The organism is Pandoraea pnomenusa, from assembly GCF_040391475.1.
GTDB classification, from domain to species: domain Bacteria; phylum Pseudomonadota; class Gammaproteobacteria; order Burkholderiales; family Burkholderiaceae; genus Pandoraea; species Pandoraea pnomenusa_C.
In genome coordinates, this window is the sequence record NZ_JBEBXS010000006.1 from 91,351 (window position 1) to 111,601 (window position 20,251).

12 protein-coding genes are annotated in these 20,251 nt (G+C 65.7%); 8 read left to right on the forward strand and 4 right to left on the reverse strand.

Annotation, left to right across the window (positions count from 1 at the left end):
* Positions 1 to 8: 8 nt before the first annotated feature.
* The gene (locus ABWO90_RS08745) at positions 9 to 1,208 is read right to left on the reverse strand and encodes a citrate synthase family protein (RefSeq protein WP_353190824.1); all 1,200 of its coding nucleotides are present in this window, start codon (positions 1,206 to 1,208) and stop codon (positions 9 to 11) included.
* Between the two features lie 166 nt (positions 1,209 to 1,374).
* Here ABWO90_RS08745 and ABWO90_RS08750 point away from each other — a divergent pair, with 166 nt between their 5' ends.
* Positions 1,375 to 2,832 (forward strand): CoA transferase, encoded by a 1,458-nt coding sequence (locus tag ABWO90_RS08750; protein ID WP_502922575.1) that lies wholly within the window; start codon positions 1,375 to 1,377, stop codon positions 2,830 to 2,832.
* A 45-nt stretch (positions 2,833 to 2,877) separates the two neighbouring features.
* On the opposite strand, the gene ABWO90_RS08755 is transcribed toward ABWO90_RS08750, so the two are convergent.
* On the reverse strand, positions 2,878 to 4,653 hold the full coding sequence (locus ABWO90_RS08755; protein ID WP_353190825.1) for a GGDEF domain-containing protein: 1,776 nt from the start codon (positions 4,651 to 4,653) through the stop codon (positions 2,878 to 2,880).
* Positions 4,654 to 4,869: 216 nt separating this feature from the next.
* On the reverse strand, positions 4,870 to 6,891 hold the full coding sequence (locus tag ABWO90_RS08760; protein ID WP_353190826.1) for an NADPH-dependent 2,4-dienoyl-CoA reductase: 2,022 nt from the start codon (positions 6,889 to 6,891) through the stop codon (positions 4,870 to 4,872).
* 153 nt (positions 6,892 to 7,044) lie between these two features.
* Between ABWO90_RS08760 and ABWO90_RS08765 the strand changes: the two genes are divergently transcribed.
* From ABWO90_RS08765 to ABWO90_RS08795, 7 genes are all read left to right on the forward strand, one after another.
* Positions 7,045 to 7,617, forward strand: coding sequence for a PadR family transcriptional regulator (locus ABWO90_RS08765; RefSeq protein ID WP_353190827.1), 573 nt, complete (start codon positions 7,045 to 7,047; stop codon positions 7,615 to 7,617).
* 131 nt (positions 7,618 to 7,748) lie between these two features.
* Positions 7,749 to 8,780: a YncE family protein gene (locus ABWO90_RS08770; RefSeq protein ID WP_353190828.1), complete on the forward strand. Its 1,032-nt coding sequence runs from the start codon at positions 7,749 to 7,751 to the stop codon at positions 8,778 to 8,780.
* A gap of 12 nt (positions 8,781 to 8,792) precedes the next feature.
* Entirely contained in the window at positions 8,793 to 9,797 is a 1,005-nt protein-coding gene (locus ABWO90_RS08775; RefSeq protein WP_353190829.1) for a sterol desaturase family protein, read from the forward strand.
* 322 nt (positions 9,798 to 10,119) lie between these two features.
* Entirely contained in the window at positions 10,120 to 11,424 is a 1,305-nt protein-coding gene (locus ABWO90_RS08780; RefSeq protein ID WP_353190830.1) for an efflux RND transporter periplasmic adaptor subunit, read from the forward strand.
* 40 nt (positions 11,425 to 11,464) lie between these two features.
* Entirely contained in the window at positions 11,465 to 14,614 is a 3,150-nt protein-coding gene (locus tag ABWO90_RS08785; protein WP_353190831.1) for an efflux RND transporter permease subunit, read from the forward strand.
* Positions 14,611 to 17,898, forward strand: coding sequence for an efflux RND transporter permease subunit (locus ABWO90_RS08790; protein WP_353190832.1), 3,288 nt, complete (start codon positions 14,611 to 14,613; stop codon positions 17,896 to 17,898). Before ABWO90_RS08785 ends, ABWO90_RS08790 begins: the two co-directional genes overlap by 4 nt.
* 83 nt (positions 17,899 to 17,981) lie before the next feature.
* Complete coding sequence (locus ABWO90_RS08795) at positions 17,982 to 19,418, forward strand: efflux transporter outer membrane subunit (protein WP_353190948.1); 1,437 nt, start codon at positions 17,982 to 17,984, stop codon at positions 19,416 to 19,418.
* Between the two features lie 21 nt (positions 19,419 to 19,439).
* Here ABWO90_RS08795 and ABWO90_RS08800 read toward each other — a convergent pair whose 3' ends face one another.
* Complete coding sequence (locus ABWO90_RS08800; protein WP_353190833.1) at positions 19,440 to 20,159, reverse strand: hypothetical protein; 720 nt, start codon at positions 20,157 to 20,159, stop codon at positions 19,440 to 19,442.
* Positions 20,160 to 20,251: the final 92 nt, after the last annotated feature.

Sequence of the window (20,251 nt, forward strand, 5' to 3'; positions counted from 1 at the left end):
GCCCGGCGTCACCGTGGCGGCACCGGGCGTTCCCCGACATAGGCGGCACGCGGACGGATCAGTTGCGTGCTCGCGCGCTGCTCCCTCGCGTGCGCAATCCAGCCGATGGTGCGTCCCAGTGCGAAGAGGCCGAACGCCGCACCCACCGGCAGCCCCAGATGGCGGCGCACCGCGACCAGTGCAAAGTCGAGCGACGGCCGTTGACCGACCAGCGCATCTGCCGCATCGATCATCGTCTGCCAGGCCGGATGCGACGGCAGCACTCGCGCGAGCATCGCGCTTGCCCGGACATCGCCCGCCGGATACAGATGGTGGCCGAAACCGGGCAGCTTCTCGCCCCGCGCCAGACGCTCGCGCATGCGCTCGGCGACGGCCGTTTCGCCGAGTTCGTCCCACATCGCTTCATTGCGTGCCGTGGTGCCTCCGTGGCGTGTACCGGTCAGCGCGCCAAGCCCGGCAACAATGGCCGCGCGCAGACTCGCGCCGGTCGACGCCACGCACCGCGCCGTAAAACTCGATGCATTCAATTCGTGATCGGCGCACAGCACCAGCGCCATGCGAATGAGGTCGGTACCCTCGACGTCTTTGACGCCCCACGCCCGCGCGCACTGTATGTGAATCGGCGCGTCATCGGGTGCCGTCCCCAGCAGGCAGGCGGTCATCAGGCGCAACAACGTCGCACTGCCCTGCACCACCCGCATCGGGTCGCGCTGCCAGATGGCGGTGCCGTCGTCATCGCTCGCGACGGTGAACGTCGGCAGCAGCGCTGCCTCCGCGCGTTGGCCCCGATACCGTTCGAGCAGCGCTGCGGGCCAGTCGTCCGATACACGCCGAAGGTCGTCGGTCCTGGCAAACGCCGCGGCTTCGTCGCATTGCCACAGCCATGCCGCCGTGGCCTCCACGGATGCCGACTCCGCCATCGTCAGCGCGTCGCGCCCGCGGTAATAGCAACGGCCGTCCTCGATCAACGTGATGGACGACTCCAGCACCGGCATCCCCCAGTCGAGCGCGGCCTTGGCAACCTCCTTCGGCTTGCGCCCCCGGGTACGCTGGGCGGCCAGCCGCTCGACGTCCGCAGCTCGATACCGTCGCTCGCGATGCGTCTTGCCCGGCTCCGCGTGCAACAACCCCCGACTCACGTAGGCATAAAGGGTTTGCAGTGACACGCCAAGGCGCTCGGCAGCCTGTGTTGCGGTGAAGTAATTCATCGTGATTTCCGCGGGAGATGACGTCGGAACGCGGCCGGATGGCCAACAGATTGATTAAGTTAATCAATATTGACAATAAAATCCATCGGCATAAGCTTCAGTGCGCCGGCAGTCTCGCATCGCGACGCATTGCGATGTCATGTATCGATCTCATCGAGGACGCCCCATGCCTTTCACCGTTCCCGCGTACGCTGTGCCGCTTGCCGACGACGCAAGTTTCGTCGCCCCCTACCTGCACGAAATGTGTCATGCCATCGACGCCACCCATGCGGGAGGACCGCCCGTCGACATGTGGATCAGCGGGCACGGTGCGTTGCCTTGCGCATTTCCTTACACCGATTTCGCCACGGCCGCGATTGGCGCGGCAACGCTCGCCGTCGCCGGACTGACGACGGGTGCCGCCGGTCACTACGGGCTGACCGGGCCTGCCGCGTTGCCGCAGGTGACTGTCGATCGGCGATTGGCGTCGTTCTGGTTTCAAACGTCATTGCGGGCGCAGGGATGGTCGTCGCCGCCGATGTGGGATCCGGTCGCGGGCGACTATCGCACCGCCGACGGCTGGATTCGCTTGCACACCAATGCCCCGCATCATCGGGCGGCCGCGTTGCGCGTACTGGGTGTCGAGGCCGACCGCGACGCCGTGACGCGCACGGTTGCGACATGGCAGGCGGACACGCTCGAAGCGGCCATCGTCGCCGAAGGCGGATGTGCCGCCGCCATGCGCACCCTTGACGCGTGGGACGAACATCCACAGGGACTGGCGGTCGCAGACGAACCGCTGCTGCAATGGGAGACCTTCGATGCCGGATCGGCGAGACGTGGCACCACGTGGCAGCCGATGCGCGAGCGCCCCCTGAGCGGCATTCGCGTGCTGGACCTCACACGAATTCTCGCAGGCCCGACAGCCACCCGATGCCTGGCGGGATTCGGGGCACAGGTGCTGCGCATCGATCCTCCGGGATGGGACGAACCCGGCACCGTGCCCGAAGTCGTGCTCGGCAAGCGCTGTGCGCGTCTGGACCTGAAACACCCCGAGGGACGCACGGTGCTCGAAGCGTTGTTGCGCGACGCGGACATCGTCGTGCATGGCTACCGTCCGGACGCGCTCGAACGACTCGGTCTCGGCGCCGCGCGGCGGCGCGAACTCAATCCGTCGCTCATCGACGTCTCGCTCGACGCCTATGGCTGGACCGGTCCGTGGCACGCGCGTCGGGGTTTCGACAGTCTTTTGCAAATGAGTGCCGGCATAGCTGAGGCTGGCATGCGGGCCACGGGCGCGCAACGTCCGGTGCCCTTGCCCGGGCAAGGGCTCGACTACGCCACCGGTTACCTGATGGCGGCTGCGGCGGTGCATGCGCTGAAGTTGCGTCAGTCGCAAGGCGTCGGCGCGACGGTACGTGCGTCGCTGGCGAGAACGGCCCGCCTGCTGGTCTCGCATCGCACGTCCAATCCCGCTCCGACACCGCTCGCGTCGGAAACGTCGGACGATCTGTCGGTACGCATCGAGGACACCTCCTGGGGGCCGGTGCGGCGTGTCGCGACGCCGATGTCGATTGCGGGAACGCCCGTCGATTGGGCGCTGCCCGCCCTGGCGCTGGGCACTGCCACACCGCAGTGGGCGTAACGCGCTGACGAATAAGGCGACGGTGGGCTCAACGCCCCTGACGCCTTATTCGATCGCGTGATGCCCTGCCTGCCGGGTGGCGTGGAGCTGCCGCTCCGCCTGACTCAACATCGCGGACATACGGGTCGGATCGCCCGCCGGTCTGCCGTTGGCATCGCAAGTCTCCGGGACCGCCATCGCAATACCGAAGCTCGCCGATAGCGGCAGGACCTTGCCATTCGGCAGCTTGAGCACCGTGGCTTCGATCCGTCCACGCAATAGCTCGGCGAACTGCCGCGCGCGCGACTCATCGAGCACACGCGCAAGAATGACGAACGCATCGGCACCCAGCCGCGCGACAAGGTCCCCCGACTGACAGGTGTTCAGACAGACGGCCCCGACGCGGCGCAGCACGTCGTCACCCAACGCGTGGCCGTAGGTCGCGTTGATTTGCGTGAAGTTGTCGATATCGAACTTGATCAACGCCACATGCCCCGGCGACGGCGTCGCCCACAGCGAACGGGACTGGCGCTCGAATGCCTGCCAGTTCATCAGGTGCGTCAACGGATCGGTGTCCGCGCTGATTTCCAGTTCCCCCATCAGGCGCACGCGATCACGGCGCAATTCCGTCAGTTCGACCGCGTTGAGCCGCAATACCCGCAGAGAATCGAACACGGCACGTACCTGCGGCAGGCGCATGGACAGACCGGCCCCGGGCACGAGCGCATCGAGGTTGCCCTGGGCAAGCCCGTCGACGAACCGGGTCGCGGCTTCAAAAGGTTGCACCACGCCGCGCCGGAAATTGCGCAGCACGACCACGATCACCAGCACGAGCGCGACGCTCGCCAATGCCGTCAGGATGAGCAGCCGCAGCGCATACGCGCGTTGTTCGTCGACCTTCCGCTGGGCGAGCGACAGCATGACGTCGCGAAAATCGGTAATGGCGCGCATCGTCGGTACGTACTGGCGGGCGAACTCGGCCGTGGTCGGCGTGTGCGTGTTCGGCTGCCCGGCCAACGTGCGCACGGTGGCCACGTAATGCAATCCGGCCGCAAAATACTGGGCATTCAGCGCACCGAGCGTTCCCGGATTGAGCGCCGGGAAATCGGTCATGCGCGTCGAGATCATGTCGCGCAACTGCTCGATACGTCCGAGCGTTCGTTCGAGGTTTCGTTGATCGGCTTCGTTGAGGGGATGGCCGGTGGTGAGCGTGGCCGTGAAGTGCGAGCCGAGTTGCCCGGCATACTCGCGCAGATCGGCCGCCAGGCGCGCCAGCACAATGAAATGCAGCGCCTCGGGGGCGCCGCGAGAAATCACATTGATGCGAGACGACGCCACCGGCGTGAAATCGGCAATTACGCGGACCATACGGTCGACGGCGTCGCGTACCGCGGCGTCGCTGCGCATCTCGCGCGGACGCTGCGCCAGCAAGTCGACGTTGGCGCTGGCCGCCGCGAGATCTAGCCGTGCCCGCTCGATCGCACGCAGACTCCCGCCGCATTGCTCGCAGCGCGCTTCGGAAAGCGCCGAGAGCAGCTCCTGCAAGCGCTCATTGGTCGCCCCACGCGCATTGCGCAAAGCGACGACGGATTCATTCGGAAGGGGGAGATCGGCGCCGAGCACCGCGTTGGCCGGCCCGCGCTCGGCCGAGGCTTTTTCCATCGCAAGCAGCGTGGCGCGCAGGGCGTCGAGCGCGACGGTGGCGTCGCTCGCACGCTGGTACGTGTTCCATGCCAACGTGAGCAGGCCGCTGCAAAGCACGACCACGACGAAGACGAGGGCGAGATTCTGGATTCGCAGACGGCCGGCGAGCGAAACGGTGGAAAGTGGCGTGCGCTTCATTGACGATGACACCGTCGGCCACACGGTACGGACTCCCCACTCGAGCCGCTACGGTCTTCTCGCCGTCGCGGAGGCAATCTGCGGCATGCCGCGCAAACGTCGTGCCCGGCACATGGCACGTACGCTTTGACATCGGAACGATGCCGGCAGGCGGCGTCGAGCGACGAGGCGTGATTGTCGCACAACGATCTGCCGCCGCCGGCGAGCCCCCCGAACTTATAGGTCGATGGCCAGTTCCGTCCCCTGCTTGATCGCCCGTTTGGCATCGAGTTCTGCCGCCACGTCGGCGCCACCAATGATGTGCACGCGTGCCCCCGCCGCCCGAAGGCCATCCGCCAATTCGCGCAATGGCTCCTGTCCGGTACACAAAACTACGTTATCAACGGGCAGCACATGCGGCGCATCGTCGATGGTGACGTGCAGCCCGTCGTCGTCGATGCGGCGATAGGTCACGCCAGGAATCATCTCCACGCCACGATGCTTGAGCGACGTCCGGTGAATCCACCCGGTGGTCTTGCCGAGGCCGTCACCCACCTTCGATGTCTTGCGTTGCATCAGGTACACCTTGCGCGGCGACGTCTGGGCCGCCGGCACCCTCAGGCCGCCCGCATGGGCGTAATCCCGGTCGATGCCCCACTCCGCGTAGAACTTTTCCGGCACCAGCGTGGCGCTCTCGCCTGCCTGCGTGAGGAATTCGGCGACATCGAAGCCGATGCCACCGGCGCCGATGACCGCCACGGTCTTGCCCACGGGCGCACCGCCACGCAATACGTCGATGTAACTCAGCACCTTCGGGTGATCGATGCCCTCGATGTCGGGCGTGCGCGGGACCACACCGGTGGCCAGCACGATGTCGTCGTAACCGCCGTCGGCCAGTGACGCCACCGTGGCACGCGTATTCAATTGCACCTTGACGCCCGTCGCATCGAGCTCATGACGGAAGTACCGAAGCGTTTCGAAGAACTCTTCCTTGCCAGGGATGCGCTTGGCCATGTTGAACTGGCCGCCGATCTCGGCATCGGCCTCGATAAGCGTGACGTCGTGGCCGCGACGTGCGGCGACCGTTGCCGCCGCCAGACCTGCCGGCCCGGCACCGACGACCGCCACGCGGCGCGCGCGCCCGGTCGCCTCGATGCGCAGCTCCGTCTCGTGGCAGGCTCTCGGATTGACCAGACACGACGTGATCTTTCCGCTGAACGTGTGGTCCAGACACGCCTGATTGCAGCCGATGCACGTATTGATGGTTTGTGCCCGACCGGCAGCAGCCTTGTTCACGAACTCGGGGTCGGCCAGCAGCGGACGCGCCATCGACACCATGTCCGCCTCGCCGTCCGCGAGAATCTGCTCGGCGACTTCCGGCACATTGATCCGGTTCGTCGTAATGAGCGGGATGCCGACATGCCCCTTGAGCTTGCCGGTCACCCAGGCAAACGCCGCACGCGGCACGCTGGTGGCGATCGTCGGGATTCGGGCTTCATGCCAGCCGATGCCGGTGTTGATGAGCGTGGCGCCGGCCGACTCGATCGCGCGTGCAAGTTGCGCCACTTCGTCGAAGGTCGAGCCGCCTTCGACCAGATCGAGCATCGACAGACGGTAGATGATGATGAACTCGCGCCCCACCTTCGCACGCACGCGCCGGACGATCTCCACCGGAAAGCGGATGCGGTTCTCGTAGCTGCCGCCCCAGGCGTCGGTACGATGATTCGTGCGCGCCGCGATGAACTCGTTGATCAGATAGCCTTCGGAACCCATGATCTCGACGCCGTCGTAACCGGCGCGCTGGGCCAGCGCCGCGCAGTTCACGAAGTCGTCGATGGTGGCTTCGATATCGTCTGCCGACAGCTCACGCGGTTTGGCCGGGGTAATCGGCGCCTGCAAGGCACTCGGCGCCACCAGATCGGGGTGGTAGGCATACCGCCCGAAGTGCAGGATCTGCATGGCGATCTTGCCGCCTGCCGCATGCACGGCGTCCGTCACCACACGGTGTTTGTCAGCTTCTTCCTCGGTACTGAGCTTCGCACCCCCTGCATACGGACGCCCGGCGTCGTTCGGTGCAATACCCCCCGTCACCATGAGCGCCACACCGCCGCGCGCGCGTTCCGCGTAGAACTCGGCCATGCGGGCGAAGCCGTTACGCGCCTCTTCGAGCCCGACATGCATCGATCCCATCAATACACGGTTGCGCAACGTCGTGAAGCCCAGATCCAGGGGCTGCATCAGGTGGGGATAGCCGCTCATCGTTGTCTCTCCTCGTCCGGCGGGCGCCGTGGGGGTTTGGGGGCAAGTCGTCCGGTTATGCAACCGGTTGCATAGTTTGAGGCGATTCTAAGCGGCGACCGGCAACTATGCAACGGGTTGCATAGTAGAAATAGAGTCCCTACACTGCCGGACATGCCGCTCGCCCATGCCCTGATGACCTCGTTGCTGGAGAAATCCTCCTCGGGGTACGACCTCGCCCGCCGTTTCGACAAGTCGATCGGCTTCTTCTGGCACGCCACCCATCAACAGATCTACCGCGAGCTGGCGCGTATGGAGGCTTCGGGCTGGATCGACTCGATGGCGGCGCCCGACGGAGGACGTACCCGCAAGCGCGTCTACCGGGTCCTGGACGCCGGCCGAGACGAGTTACTGGCGTGGGTCGCCACCGATACTGCCCCCTCCGACCTGCGCGACGACCTGATGGTACGCCTGCGTGCCGACGCCGCCATCGGGCCGCTCGGCCTGCGGCCCGAACTGGAACGCCGGGCCAGCATCCATGCCCAGAAGCTCGCGGCCTACCGGGCCATTGAAGCGCGCGACTTCCCGGAGGCGGAGCCACCGACGCGCGAAGCCGCGCTGCAACGGCATATCCTGCGGCTGGGCGTGCGCTACGAGCAAGGCTGGCTGGACTGGACCCAGGAGGCTCTGGCGCTGCTCGCCCAATGGGATGGCGCCACCGGGCGTGCCCCGTCCCAAGACGGATGACCGCCGGCCGCCAAATCACACTTTCGTCCCATTTTCTTGTCAACGGACGAGCCGCGTGGCGCGTTTAACGTGAGACTCGACGTGTCGCTTACCGGCGCACGTCACCGTTTTTCGCCCCACCCAAGGCATTCATGGTGTTTTCTCTCAAGCCCTCCAAGCTTTCCTGGCTGACCGGCCGGGCGCGCACCCTCGCGACGCTCACCGCCTTGGTCGCCGGCACCCTCCCGGTTCTTTCCGCCAACGCCGGCACGGTCATCGTGCTCGACTCCGGCGCCGCCCAGCTTTCCCTGATCGATCAGGCCTCGCACAAGGTCGTCGGCACGATGCCCACGGGCAAAGAGCCGCACCACCTGATGATCACGCCCGACAAGCGTTCGCTGATCGTGGCGAACTCGGTCTCGAACAGCCTGATGTTCCTCGATCCCAACACTGGCAAGCTGCAACGCCAGGTCGCGGACATCGACGACCCGTATCAGCTTGGCTTCTCACCCGACCGCAAGTGGTTCGTGACGGCAGCGCTGCGTCTGGATCGCGTGGACGTGTATCGCTACGACGGTGAGAACGTGACGGTCGTCAAGCGTGTCCCGCTGGCCAAGACGCCGAGTCACATGACCTTCTCGTCCGACAGCAAGACCGTGTTCGTCACGCTGCAGGACTCGGGCGAACTGGCGGCCATCGACCTGGCGACGCAGACCGTGAAGTGGCGCATGCCCGTGGGCAAGACCCCCGCCGGCCTGTGGATGACGCCTGGCGACAAGTACCTGCTCGTCGGCATGACCGGCGAAGACGACGTGGCCGTGGTCGACTGGCGCGCGCAAAAGGTCGTCAAGCGAATCCAGACCGGTCGTGGCGCACACAACTTCCGCTCGCTCTCCGACGGCCGTCATATCGCCGTAAGCAACCGTGTCGAGAGCACGATCAGCATTCTCGATTACGAGTCGCTCACGAAGGTGGCGGACATCACCGGCCTGATGCCGGGCCCCGACGATATGGAATTGTCCGCCGACAAGCGGTATCTTTGGGTGACTTTCCGATTTGCACGTCATGTTGGCGTGATCGATCTGACGACGCGCCAACTGGTCGACCGCATTGCCGTGAACCGGTCGCCGCACGGTATCTTCTTTGCCGAGCGCGCCCCCGTCCTTTCGCCGAATCCGGACTGACGAGGCAGCCAGATGATTCAGGAAGCGATCAATTTCGTCGATAGCGGCATCTCCGCCGTGCAAACGCTCGTCTACGTGGACGTGGTGCAGCCGTTGCTGTTCCACTTCAACCTGATGGGCTATGACGACGATATCTACGACGCGCTGTACTGGGTACTGATCGGTGTCGTTCAGATCGGGCTGACCTATGCACTGCTGCGCCCGCTGGAGGCGCTGCGTCCGGTCGAGCAATGGCAGGACCGCCGCCAGGTGCGCGCCGACGTGATCTACACGTGGATCGCCAAGCTCGGCATTCTGAACCTGCTGTTCTTCGTGGTACTCCAGCCCGTCTTCAACGGCCTGCAGAGCCAGATGGTGATCCACGGCTTGCCGGCCATCGACCTCGACGGGCTGTGGCCCGGCGTGACAGACCAGCCGCTCGTGTCGTTCCTGCTGTATCTGACCGTGCTGGACTTCGCGGGTTACTGGTATCACCGCTGGCAGCACCGCTTCGGCGTCTGGTGGGAATTGCACGCGGTGCATCACAGCCAGCAACAGATGTCGTTGTGGTCCGACGATCGCAACCATTTCCTCGACGACGTGATCCAGGCCGGTTTCTTCGCCGCGATCGCGCTGTTCATCGGGGTGCAGCCGGCACAGTACGTGGTGCTCGTGGCGGTCGGTAACTTCCTGCAGAGCGTTCAGCACGTCAACGCCCGCCTGCCGTTCGGCCCGGTGCTCGAACGGCTGATCGTGAGCCCGACGTTCCACCGCCGCCACCACGCCATCGGCTATGGCCACGAGGGCACGCGTTATGGCTGCAACTTTGGCGTGCTGTTCCCGTGGTGGGACATGCTGTTCCGCACGGCGTCGTGGGAACGCCAGGTCGAACCGACCGGCATTCGCGATCAATTGCCTGCCCCGCAAGGGCGCTCGCGCCGGTACGGCATGGGCGTGATTGCACAACAGGTGCGCGCTCTCGGCCGCATTGCCCAACGCCTCTCTCTGCGCCGCACGGCAAACCGCCCGGCGGTCTGAGAACGGCCGACGCAGGCTTCCCGCGCCTTACCGGGCAGCCCTGCGGTAACACGATGTAACAGGGGGACGGTTCTCGTCCCCCTGCGCGCAACGCCCCCACCCGCCACCGTCCGCGCACGGCTTTTTCCTTGTAATCTCGAGACTATGCGACGCCGTTCGCTGCCTCGGCCATTCCGATTTCCGTGCGCCAGCAGGTAACACGCCGTAACCTCCGGCGCCTGCGCGTGCCGCCAAAACCGGCACCCCCGTCGCTAGACTGCTAAACGTGGCATCCCGGGCCGTTCCGGGACGCTTCCCGGCACCGTGCCGGGGGGAGGCAGACATGGACAAGACGTCGGGCACCGGGGCGCCACCGCCTCCGGCGCAGCAGCCGCAAGCACCGAAGAAGCGCCGCACGGCGCTGTGGATCGGCATCGTCATTGTCGTGCTGATCGCATGGATCGCATGGCACTTGCTGCATCGGCATACCACTGCGCGTACCGCACAACCGCTAATCGTCTCTGTTGCCCGGGTGGCATATGGCGAGATGCCGGTCACGATCACGTCGCTCGGCACGGTCACGCCGGAAGCGACCGTCACGGTGCTGCCCCAGTTGAGCGGCTACCTCACGCAGGTCGGCTACCAGGAAGGGCAAGACGTCAAACAGGGCCAGTTCCTCGCCCAGATCGACCCGCGTCAGTACGAAATCAGCAAGGAACAGGCGCAGGCGCAACTGGCCAAGGACCGCGCGGCGCTCGCGCAGGCGCAGGCCGATCTGGCGCGCTACACGCAGCTCCACGCGCAGAAGTCCATTGCCGAGCAAACGTTCACCGACCAGCAGTTCACCGTCGCGCAGGATCAAGCCGCCGTGAAGGCAGATCTGGCCAACATCAAGCAATTCGAACTCGATCTCACCTACTGCCGCATTACCGCCCCGGTGTCGGGGCGCGTCGGCCTGCGCCTCGTCGATCCGGGCAACTATGTCACGTCGACGAGCACGACCGGCATCGCGGTCATCACGAGCATCAAGCCGACCACGGTCGAGTTCACCGTGGCGCAGAACGCCCTGCCCGCCGTCATGAAGCGCTACCGCACCGGCACGCCGCTCACCGTGACCGCCTTCTCCAGCGACAACACCGAACAGCTCGCCACCGGCTCCCTCTACGCCGTGAGCAACCAGATGGCCACGTCGACCGGCACGGTCACGCTGCGCGCGCGCTTCGCCAACGACGACGAGGTGCTGTTCCCGCAGGAGTTCGTCAACGTCAAGCTGCTGGTCGACACGCTCCAGCACGTGGTGCTCGCCCCCACGCCCGCCGTGCAGAGCGGCGCACCCGGCGAGTTCGTGTATGTCGTGACCCCGAACAACACCGTGTCGCTGCGCAAGGTCACGATCGGGCCGAGCGACGGCAAGCACACGGTGATCACGGCAGGCCTGAATGCCGGGGACACGGTCGTGACCGACGGCATGGACCGGCTGAGCGACGGTGCGCACATCGCGCTGGCCGGCGCTGCGAGCGGTGCGGCGGGCGGTGCTGCGAGCGGTGCGGCAGGCGCGTCGCCAGCCGGCGACGGTGCAGCGTCCGGGCACCGTGGGGGGCATCGCCCCGTAACGGCATCCGGCGCGTCGGCCCCGGCCGCGCAATGATCCGGCGCCCGCTGCCCCGGACGCCGTCGACGACCCGCTCATGAACTTCTCGCGAATCTTCATCCTGCGCCCGGTGGCAACCTGGCTGCTCATGATCGCGCTCGTGCTGGTCGGACTGGTGGCCGTGCGGGTGCTGCCGGTATCGTCGCTGCCGAGCGTCGACTATCCGACCATTCAGGTACAGACGTTCTATCCCGGCGCGAGCCCGTCGGTCATGGCGACGACCGTGACCGCGCCGCTCGAAGTGCAGCTCGGACAGATTCCGGGTCTGCAGCAAATGATCTCGTATAGCGCCGAGGGGTCGTCGATCATCACCCTGCAGTTCGACCTCTCGCTCAATCTCGACGTGGCGCAGCAGAACGTGCAGCAGGCGATCAACGCGGCGACCAGCCTGTTGCCGAGCGGACTGCCCGCCCCGCCGACCTATGCGAAGGTCAACCCGGCCGACCAGCCGATCATGACGCTGGCCGTCACGTCGAAGTCGCTCTCGCTCACCCAGTTGCAGGACGCCGCCAACAACCGGCTCGCCGCGAAGATCTCGCAAGTCGCCGGCGTGGGGGTCGTGACGCTCGCCGGGGGCAACGTTCCTGCGGTGCGCGTAGAGGCCGATCCGCACAAGCTGTCCGCTTACGGCCTGAATCTCGACGACCTGCGCACCCTGCTGGCAAACGTGAACGTGAGCCAGCCGAAAGGCAACTTCGACGGCCCCGAACTCGATTACACGCTCGATGCCAACGACCAGATCACCGACCCGCAGGACTATCTGGACACCGTCATCGCGTACCAGAACGGCAATCCCGTGTACCTGCGCGATGTCGCACACGTGAGCAAGGCCGCGCAGGACGTCGAGCGCGGCGCCTGGCTGGGCAAGACACCGGCCATCGTGCTCAACGTGCAGCGCCAGCCCGGTGCGAACGTGATTGCGACCGTCGACCAGATCAAGCGAGCGCTGCCGCAACTCGAAGCCACACTGCCCGCAGGCATGGAGGTGAGCGTGGTTTCCGACAGCACGGGGGTGATCCGGGCATCGGTCAACGACGCTGCGTTCGAGCTTGTGCTGGCCGTGGTGCTCGTCGTCGCGGTGATCTTCGTGTTCCTGCGCAACGTGCCGGCCACCATCATTCCGAGCATTTCGGTGCCGGTCTCCCTGATCGCCACGCTCGCCGTGATGTACGAGCTTGGTTACTCGATCGACAACCTGTCGCTCATGGCGCTGATCATTGCGACAGGCTTCGTGGTCGACGACTCCATCGTCATGATCGAGAACGTGGTGCGTTATCTCGAAGCGGGCATGCCGCCACTTGAGGCGGCGCTAGCAGGCGCGGGGCAGATCGGCTTCACGATCCTGTCGCTCACGATCTCGCTCATTGCCGTGCTGATCCCGCTGCTCTTCATGGGGGGCGTGATCGGGCGGCTCTTTGGCGAATTCGCGGTCACGCTCGCGGTCACCATCGTGATATCGGCCATCGTCTCGCTCACGGTCGTGCCAATGCTGTGCGCGCGGATTCTCCGTGCGCAGGAGGAACGGCATCCGAGCCGCTTCGAGCGGCTGAGCGAGCGCGTGTTCGACAAAACGCTGGCGGCATACGAGCGCGGACTGAAATGGGTACTCGACCACCAGTTCCTCACGCTCATGGTGGCCATCGCCACGGTGGTACTGACTGTCGTGCTGTACATCGTCATCCCGAAGGGGCTCTTCCCGGTGCAGGACGTCGGCGTGCTGCAAGGCATCACCGTCGCGGACAACTCCGTGTCGTATGCGGCGATGGTCAACCGTCAGGCGGCACTTGCCGATGTGGTGCTGCAAGACCCGGATGTCACCTCGATCACCTCCTACGTCGGGATCGACGGCATCAATACCACGCTCAACAACGGGCGGTTCCTCATCAACCTCAAGGCCCGCGACGACCGCAGCGAGACAGCCGCCGAGATCGGCCGGCGGCTTCAGCAGGCCACCGCGAAGGTGCCCGGCATCCGCCTGTATGTCCAACCCGCACAAGACCTGACGCTCGACACCACCGTCTCGCCGAACCAGTACAAGTTCGTGCTGCGCGGCCCCGATCAGGCCACGCTCTCGCAATACGTGCCACCGTTGATTGCGCGCATGAAGCAGATTTCGTCGATCACCGACGTGGCGAGCGACCTCGACACGAGCGGCCTGTCGATCCGGGTGGAAGTCAATCGTCAACTCGCCGCGCGCTACGGCATTACCCCCGCGACCATCGACAACGCGCTATATGACGCCCTCGGGCAGCGCATCGTGTCGACGATCTTCGAACAGTCGAATCAGTACCGGGTCATTCTGGTGGCCAAACCGGAATCGCTGAACACGATTCAGTCGCTGGGCACGATCTACCTGCCGAGCCAGACGAGCGCCAGCGGACAGGTGCCGCTCTCGGCCATCGCCTCGCTCAAGATCGTGCGCACGCCGCTCGCCATCAGCCATTTGCAGCAATTCCCGGCCGTGACGGTGTCATTCAACCTTGCCCCGGGTGCCTCGCTGTCGAGCGCGGTCAAGGAAATCCGCAATGCCGAGCAGGCCGTGCATCTGCCGGCGTCGATTGCGTCGTCCTTCCAGGGCGCCGCGCAGGCGTTCGAAGACTCGCTCTCGAGCGAGGTCTATCTGCTGGTCGCCGCCCTCGTCGCTGTCTACATCGTGCTGGGCGTGCTTTACGAGAGCTTCATCCACCCGGTGACGATTCTCTCGACGCTGCCCTCGGCCGGTATTGGCGCCCTGCTCGCGCTCATGCTCACCGGAAACGATCTCGACGTGATCGGCATCATCGGTATCGTGCTGCTCATCGGCATCGTCAAGAAAAACGCCATCATGATGGTCGACTTCGCGCTCGACGCCGAACGCTCGCAGCACAAGCCGCCGCGCGAGGCGATCTTCGAGGCGTCGCTGCTGCGCTTTCGCCCGATCCTGATGACCACGCTCGCGGCCATGCTCGGCGCCCTGCCGATGCTCCTCGGCTCGGGCACCGGCTCGGAACTGCGCCGCCCGCTGGGCCTGGCGATCATCGGCGGCCTCGCCCTCAGCCAGTTGCTCACGCTGTTCACGACACCGGTCATCTACCTGTACTTCGACCGACTGGCCGCGCGCGTTCGTGAACGGCGCGCCGACCGGCGCGCGCGCAAGGCTGGTAATGGCGGTTCACCGCCTGCCGATCCCCCGGGAGACGCGCAGTGAATCTCTCCGCGCTCTTCATCAAGCGCCCGGTAGCCACGACACTGTTGGCGATCGCGGTCCTGATTTCCGGGTTTCTCGCGTATCTGCGGCTGCCCGTGGCGCCGCTGCCCAACGTCGCTTTCCCGGTGATCGCGGTGCAGGCCAGCATGGCGGGTGCCAGCCCCGAGATCATGGCGTCGACGGTGGCCGAGCCGCTGGAGCGCCGTCTCGGGGTGATTGCCGACGTCACCGAACTGACCTCGACGAGCACAGTCGGCTCGGTATCGATCCCGGTGGTGTTCGGCCTCAAGCGCGACATCGAAGGGGCGGCGCGCGACGTCGAGGCCGCCATTCAGGCCGCGCGCGCCGATCTGCCGAGCACCTTGCGCAGCAACCCGAGCTATCGCAAGTTCAATCCGGCCGACACGCCGGTCATGGTGATTGCACTGACCTCGGCCACGCTCACGACCGCCCAGCTCTACGACTCGGCCGACTCGGTCATCCTCCAGCAACTCTCGCAGGTGGACGGCGTCGGCCAGATCACGGTCGGCGGCGGCGCGCTGCCATCGGTTCGCGTCGAACTCGAACCGGGCAAGCTCAATAGCTACGGCATCGGTCTGGAAGACGTGCGCGCCGCACTGTCCTCGGCCAACGCCAACAGCGCCAAGGGCCATCTGGATCAGGGCGATCAACGCTTTCAGGTCACCTCCAACGACCAGATCAGCAAGGCCGACGGCTACAAGGACCTCGTTGTCGCCTACCGCAACGGCGCGCCCGTGCTGCTGCGCGACATTGCGCTCGTGCGCGACAGCAACGAGAACATCCGCAACGCCGGGCTGTTCAACAACAAGCCGGCCGTGCTGGTCATCGTGTATCCGTCGCCGGGCAGCAACGTTGTGAAAACCGTCAGGCAGATCCGCAGCATCCTGCCGCTGGTCGAAGCCACGCTGCCACACGACATCAAGGTGAATGTGGCGCTCGACCGGTCGGTGTCGGTCGAGGCCTCGCTGGGGGACACCGAACGCACGCTGATCCTGGCAGTGCTGCTGGTCATCGGCGTGGTCTTCGTCTTTCTGCGCTCGGCCCGCTCGACGCTGATTCCCGCCGTCGTGCTGCCGCTGTCGATCGTCGGTACGTTCGGGCCGATGTATCTGCTCGGCTACAGTCTCGACAACCTCTCGCTCATGGCCCTGACCATCGGCACCGGCTTCGTCGTGGACGACGCCGTGGTCGTCATGGAGAACATCGTCCGCCATCTCGAGCTCGGCGTGCCGCCCAAGGAGGCGGCACTGATCGGCGCCGGGGAAGTCGGCTTCACGGTCCTGTCGATGAGCCTGTCGCTGATCGCCGTGTTCCTGCCGATTCTGCTCATGCCGGGCATCGTCGGGCTGCTGTTTCACGAGTTCGCCGTCACGCTCTCCATCGCCATCCTGATCTCGATGGTGATTTCGCTCACGGTCACGCCAACACTTTGCGCCTACGTGCTGACGCGCGAATCGGCAACATCCGAAGCCCGCTGGTCACAATGGATCGGCCGCCAGTTCGACCGCTTTCGCGACGCCTACTCGCGATCGCTCGCCGCCGTGCTCGATCACGCGGGCCTCGTCGGACTGGTGATGCTGGGTCTGCTCGTGGGCAACCTGTTCCTGTTTCGCTTGCTGCCCGCGACCTTCTTTCCGGAGCAGGACACCGGCATTCTGATCGGCCAGATCCAGGCCGACCAGAGCATTTCGTTCCCCGCCATGCGCCAGAAGCTGGAGCAGTTGCAGACCATCGTGCAGACGGATCCGGCCGTGGCCTCGGTCGCGGGCTTCACCGGAGGACGCTCGTTGAACTCGGCCACCGTCTTCGTCCAGTTGAAGCCGCTCTCGGAACGCCGACTGTCGGCAGCCGCCGTCGTGAACCGCCTGCGGCCGAAGCTCAACGGCGTCTCCGGCGCGCGGCTGTTCTTGCAGGCCCAGCAGGATCTGCGCATCGGCGGGCGTCAGTCGGCGGCCGAATACCAGTACACGCTGACGAGCGACGACGCACAGGCACTGTACAAGTGGGTGCCGAAACTCGTCACCGAACTGGGCAAGCACCGTCAGACCATGACGGACGTCAATACCGACCTCCAGCAGAACGGCTTGCAGATGTACGTGAACATCCACCGTTCGACGGCAGCGCGCTTCAATCTGCAACCGAACCAGATCGATAACGTGCTGTATGACGCGTTCGGTCAACGCACCGTCTCCACGATCTACAACCCGATCAATCAGTACTTTGTCGTGATGGAAGTCGCACCGAAGTACTGGCAGTACCCGACATCGCTCGACCAGATCTACCTCAGCACTGCGGCGGGCAACGCCAATGGCACGGCGCAGACGCAGATGTCGGGCAAGACCGTCAGCGCAACGAGCACGAAGAGCACGGCCTCGGGCACCAATGCGCAGAACGCCAACGCCGTCGCCAACCAGCAGAACAACGCCATTTCGAACAGCCGTGGCGGAAATTCGAGCGGCAGCGCCGACAGCACCGCCGCAGAGACGATGGTGCCGCTCACGGCACTCGCCAGCTTCCGTGCCCGTCACACCGCCACGCAGGTCAATCACCAGGGCGGCATGGTGGCGGCCACCGTATCGTTCAACCTGCCCCCGGGCGGTTCGCTGAGTCAGGCCCAGATCGCCATCGACGAGGCGACGCGTGCCATCGGCATGCCCGCGTCGATCCACGGCGCGTTCGCGGGGGCCGCACAGGCTTACTCGCAATCGATGGGCACGGTGCCCTTGCTGATTCTGGCGGCATTGGGGGTGGTGTATATCGTACTCGGCGTACTGTACGAGAACACGATCCACCCGCTGACCATCCTCTCGACGCTGCCCTCGGCCGGGATCGGCGCAACCCTCGCGCTGCTGATCTTCGGCACGCCGTTCTCCGTCATCGCCATGATCGGCATGATCCTGCTCATCGGCATCGTCAAGAAGAACGGGATCATGATGGTCGACGTGGCCATTCAGTTGCAGCGTCATCAGGGCATGGAGGCCAAGCAGGCGATTCATCAGGCGGCCGTCGTACGGCTGCGCCCCATCATGATGACGACGTTCGCCGCCGTGCTCGGCGCCGTGCCGCTGGCCATCGCCCTCGGCCAGGGGGCGTCGCTGCGCCAGCCGCTGGGCGTCACCGTCATGGGCGGCCTGCTGCTCAGCCAGGTCTTCACGCTCTATACGACACCCGTCATCTATCTGTATCTGGACCGTTTGCGCGCCCGTCTGGCACGCTGGTCCGCACGCCTGCCCTGGCATCGTCAGCCGGGTACGGAGGTCTGACCATGACACCGACCGAAACGACCCACCGGGCATCGACCCCGCCTTCATCGCGCTCGCCGGTGTTGCGCCGTCTGCCCCTCGCGATGATTTGTGCAGCAGTACTGGGATTGCTCGACGGGTGCGCCGTCGGCCCGGACTACCAGCGTCCGGTCGTCGACATGCCCACCCGGTTCACGGAACTCGACGGCTGGACACAGGCACGCCCCGATGCAGAAGGCCCCAAGGGCGAGTGGTGGAAGGCTTTTCACGACCCGTTGCTCGATACGCTGGAGCCACAGGTGCAGGTCTCGAACGAGACCGTGCGCCAGAGCTACGCGAATTATCAGGAAGCGCTCGCGGAAGTGCGGCAAGCCCGGGCGGGCCTGTTCCCGACGATCGGTATCGACGCGTCCGCCAATCGCTCGCGTGGCACCAGCGGCGGCGCGAGCACGACCGCGGCACTGGCCTCGCGCAACGGCGCGAATATCGTCAATTCGGCATCGGCCGAAGGCACCGTGAGCTGGGCCCCTGACATCTGGGGGCAGGTACGCCGCGCGGTCGAACAGAGCAGCGCGACAGCGCAGGCCAGTCAGGCGACACTGGCCAACGCCACCCTCTCTGAGCAGATCGCGCTGGCCAACGCGGTCATCGATCTGCGCATCACGGATGCCAACATCGACTTGCTCACGCAGACGGTCGAGGCCTACACGGAATACCTGCGCGTGGTCGCCGATCAGGACCGGGCCGGAACGGTCCCGCCGTCCGATGTCATCACAGCCCGCACGCAGTTGGAGAATGCGCGCGCGAGCCTGATCGCGCTGGGCGTCGCGCGCGCCCAATACGCCCATGCGATCGCCGTGCTGGTGGGGCGCACGCCGGAATCGCTCAGCATCGCGCACAGCACGTCGCTGCCGACCCTGCCGGACGTACCGATCGGTCTGCCGTCGACGCTGCTCCAGCGCCGACCGGACATCGCGGTCGCCGAGCGTCAGATGGCGGCACAAAACGCCGCGATCGGCGTGGCGGTCGCGGCGTATTACCCGAACATCACACTCTCGCTCACGGACGGCTTCTCCGCCGCGCCGGTGGCGGGCCTGTTCAAGGTCGCCAACTACGTGTGGTCGCTGGGGGCGAGCGCCAGCCAGACGCTGTTCGACGGCGGTGCGCGCAGCGCCAGGGTCGACGCCGCCCGGGCCGCCTACGACGCCGCCGTGGCGGGCTATCGAGGCACCGTGCTGAGTGCTCTGCAGGGCGTGGAGAACGATCTGGCCTCGCTGCGCATTCTCGAACAGCAGGCGCAGGTGCTCGAGGCCGCAGTGCGCGATGCGACCGATGGCGCGCGCATCGCGATGAACGAGTATCAGGCGGGCACCGTGGACTACACCACGGTCGTCACGGCGCAGACAACGCAACTCACGACGCGACAGAATGCGCTGAACGTGCAGGAGTCGCGGCTGCTCGCCGCCACGTCGCTCATTGGCGATCTGGGTGGCGGCTGGTCGGACAGCGAGCTGGCGCAGGCGGCACCGGACCGGAAGTGACGGGAGGCCGTTGGCCCGACGTCACTTCTGGCCGGCAGCCTTGGCCGGCGCGCAGCAGTTCGTCGTGTCGATGACCTTGCCTCGGCAGGATGGCAGCGACGGCATCGATTTGCAAAGCAACGCCTGATACGACCTGCCGTACCGGTATCCCTTGCCGAGCATGCACAACTGGGCGGCGGCCACGTCGTTGAGCATCATCATGTCGGACGGCATGTCCAGCTCGGTGTAGCCGCACGCCGTCATGTCGCGTCTGACCGTCGAGACGTCGCTTCCCTGCTTCGTCCAATAGGTATAGGCGGGCGGGAGCGGTGCGCGCGGCTCGACTGTCGTCGGATCGAAGTCAGGCGCCGTACCGAAGGTCTTGCCGCGCGGGACGTTGGCGCACGCGGGCAGTCGGGGCGACGTGGCGCACAGAATCCGGCCGTCCTGATACCGGAAGCCGCGATCGATCATGCACAGTTCGCTCGCCGCATAGGCATTCGTCGTCATGGCCTCCGGCCCGACGTGTGCCGAATCGGGAAAACCGCAAGCGAGCAAGGCACTGCGGACGCCCGGTTCGTCGACGCCCGGTTTGGCCCACAGGGCATGGAGCGGTGGCGCGGGCTGGAAGGGCCGCGTCGTACAGGCGCTCAATCCGATCAGCGCAGCGAGTGAGACAACGCCGGCGAAGACCGTCGACCGGACAGCCCGGGGCGCCGGAAGGCTGGCGTCGAACGTTCGGCGTACTTGCTGTGTCGGCATTCGAATCCCATGAAGTCTGCGTGACGACGAAGATGCCCGTGGCACTCGTCGGGTGGCGGGCATTGTACCGTCATGCCTTTCCGTCACGTTCT

Coding starts and splice junctions, on each gene's coding strand:
- ABWO90_RS08745 (WP_353190824.1), bottom strand. CDS start 1,208: ATGAATTACTTCACCGCAACACAGGCTGCCGAGCGCCTTGGCGTGTCA.
- ABWO90_RS08750 (WP_502922575.1), top strand. CDS start 1,375: ATGCCTTTCACCGTTCCCGCGTACGCTGTGCCGCTTGCCGACGACGCA.
- ABWO90_RS08755 (WP_353190825.1), bottom strand. CDS start 4,653: ATGAAGCGCACGCCACTTTCCACCGTTTCGCTCGCCGGCCGTCTGCGA.
- ABWO90_RS08760 (WP_353190826.1), bottom strand. CDS start 6,891: ATGAGCGGCTATCCCCACCTGATGCAGCCCCTGGATCTGGGCTTCACG.
- ABWO90_RS08765 (WP_353190827.1), top strand. CDS start 7,045: ATGCCGCTCGCCCATGCCCTGATGACCTCGTTGCTGGAGAAATCCTCC.
- ABWO90_RS08770 (WP_353190828.1), top strand. CDS start 7,749: ATGGTGTTTTCTCTCAAGCCCTCCAAGCTTTCCTGGCTGACCGGCCGG.
- ABWO90_RS08775 (WP_353190829.1), top strand. CDS start 8,793: ATGATTCAGGAAGCGATCAATTTCGTCGATAGCGGCATCTCCGCCGTG.
- ABWO90_RS08780 (WP_353190830.1), top strand. CDS start 10,120: ATGGACAAGACGTCGGGCACCGGGGCGCCACCGCCTCCGGCGCAGCAG.
- ABWO90_RS08785 (WP_353190831.1), top strand. CDS start 11,465: ATGAACTTCTCGCGAATCTTCATCCTGCGCCCGGTGGCAACCTGGCTG.
- ABWO90_RS08795 (WP_353190948.1), top strand. CDS start 17,982: ATGATTTGTGCAGCAGTACTGGGATTGCTCGACGGGTGCGCCGTCGGC.
- ABWO90_RS08800 (WP_353190833.1), bottom strand. CDS start 20,159: ATGCCGACACAGCAAGTACGCCGAACGTTCGACGCCAGCCTTCCGGCG.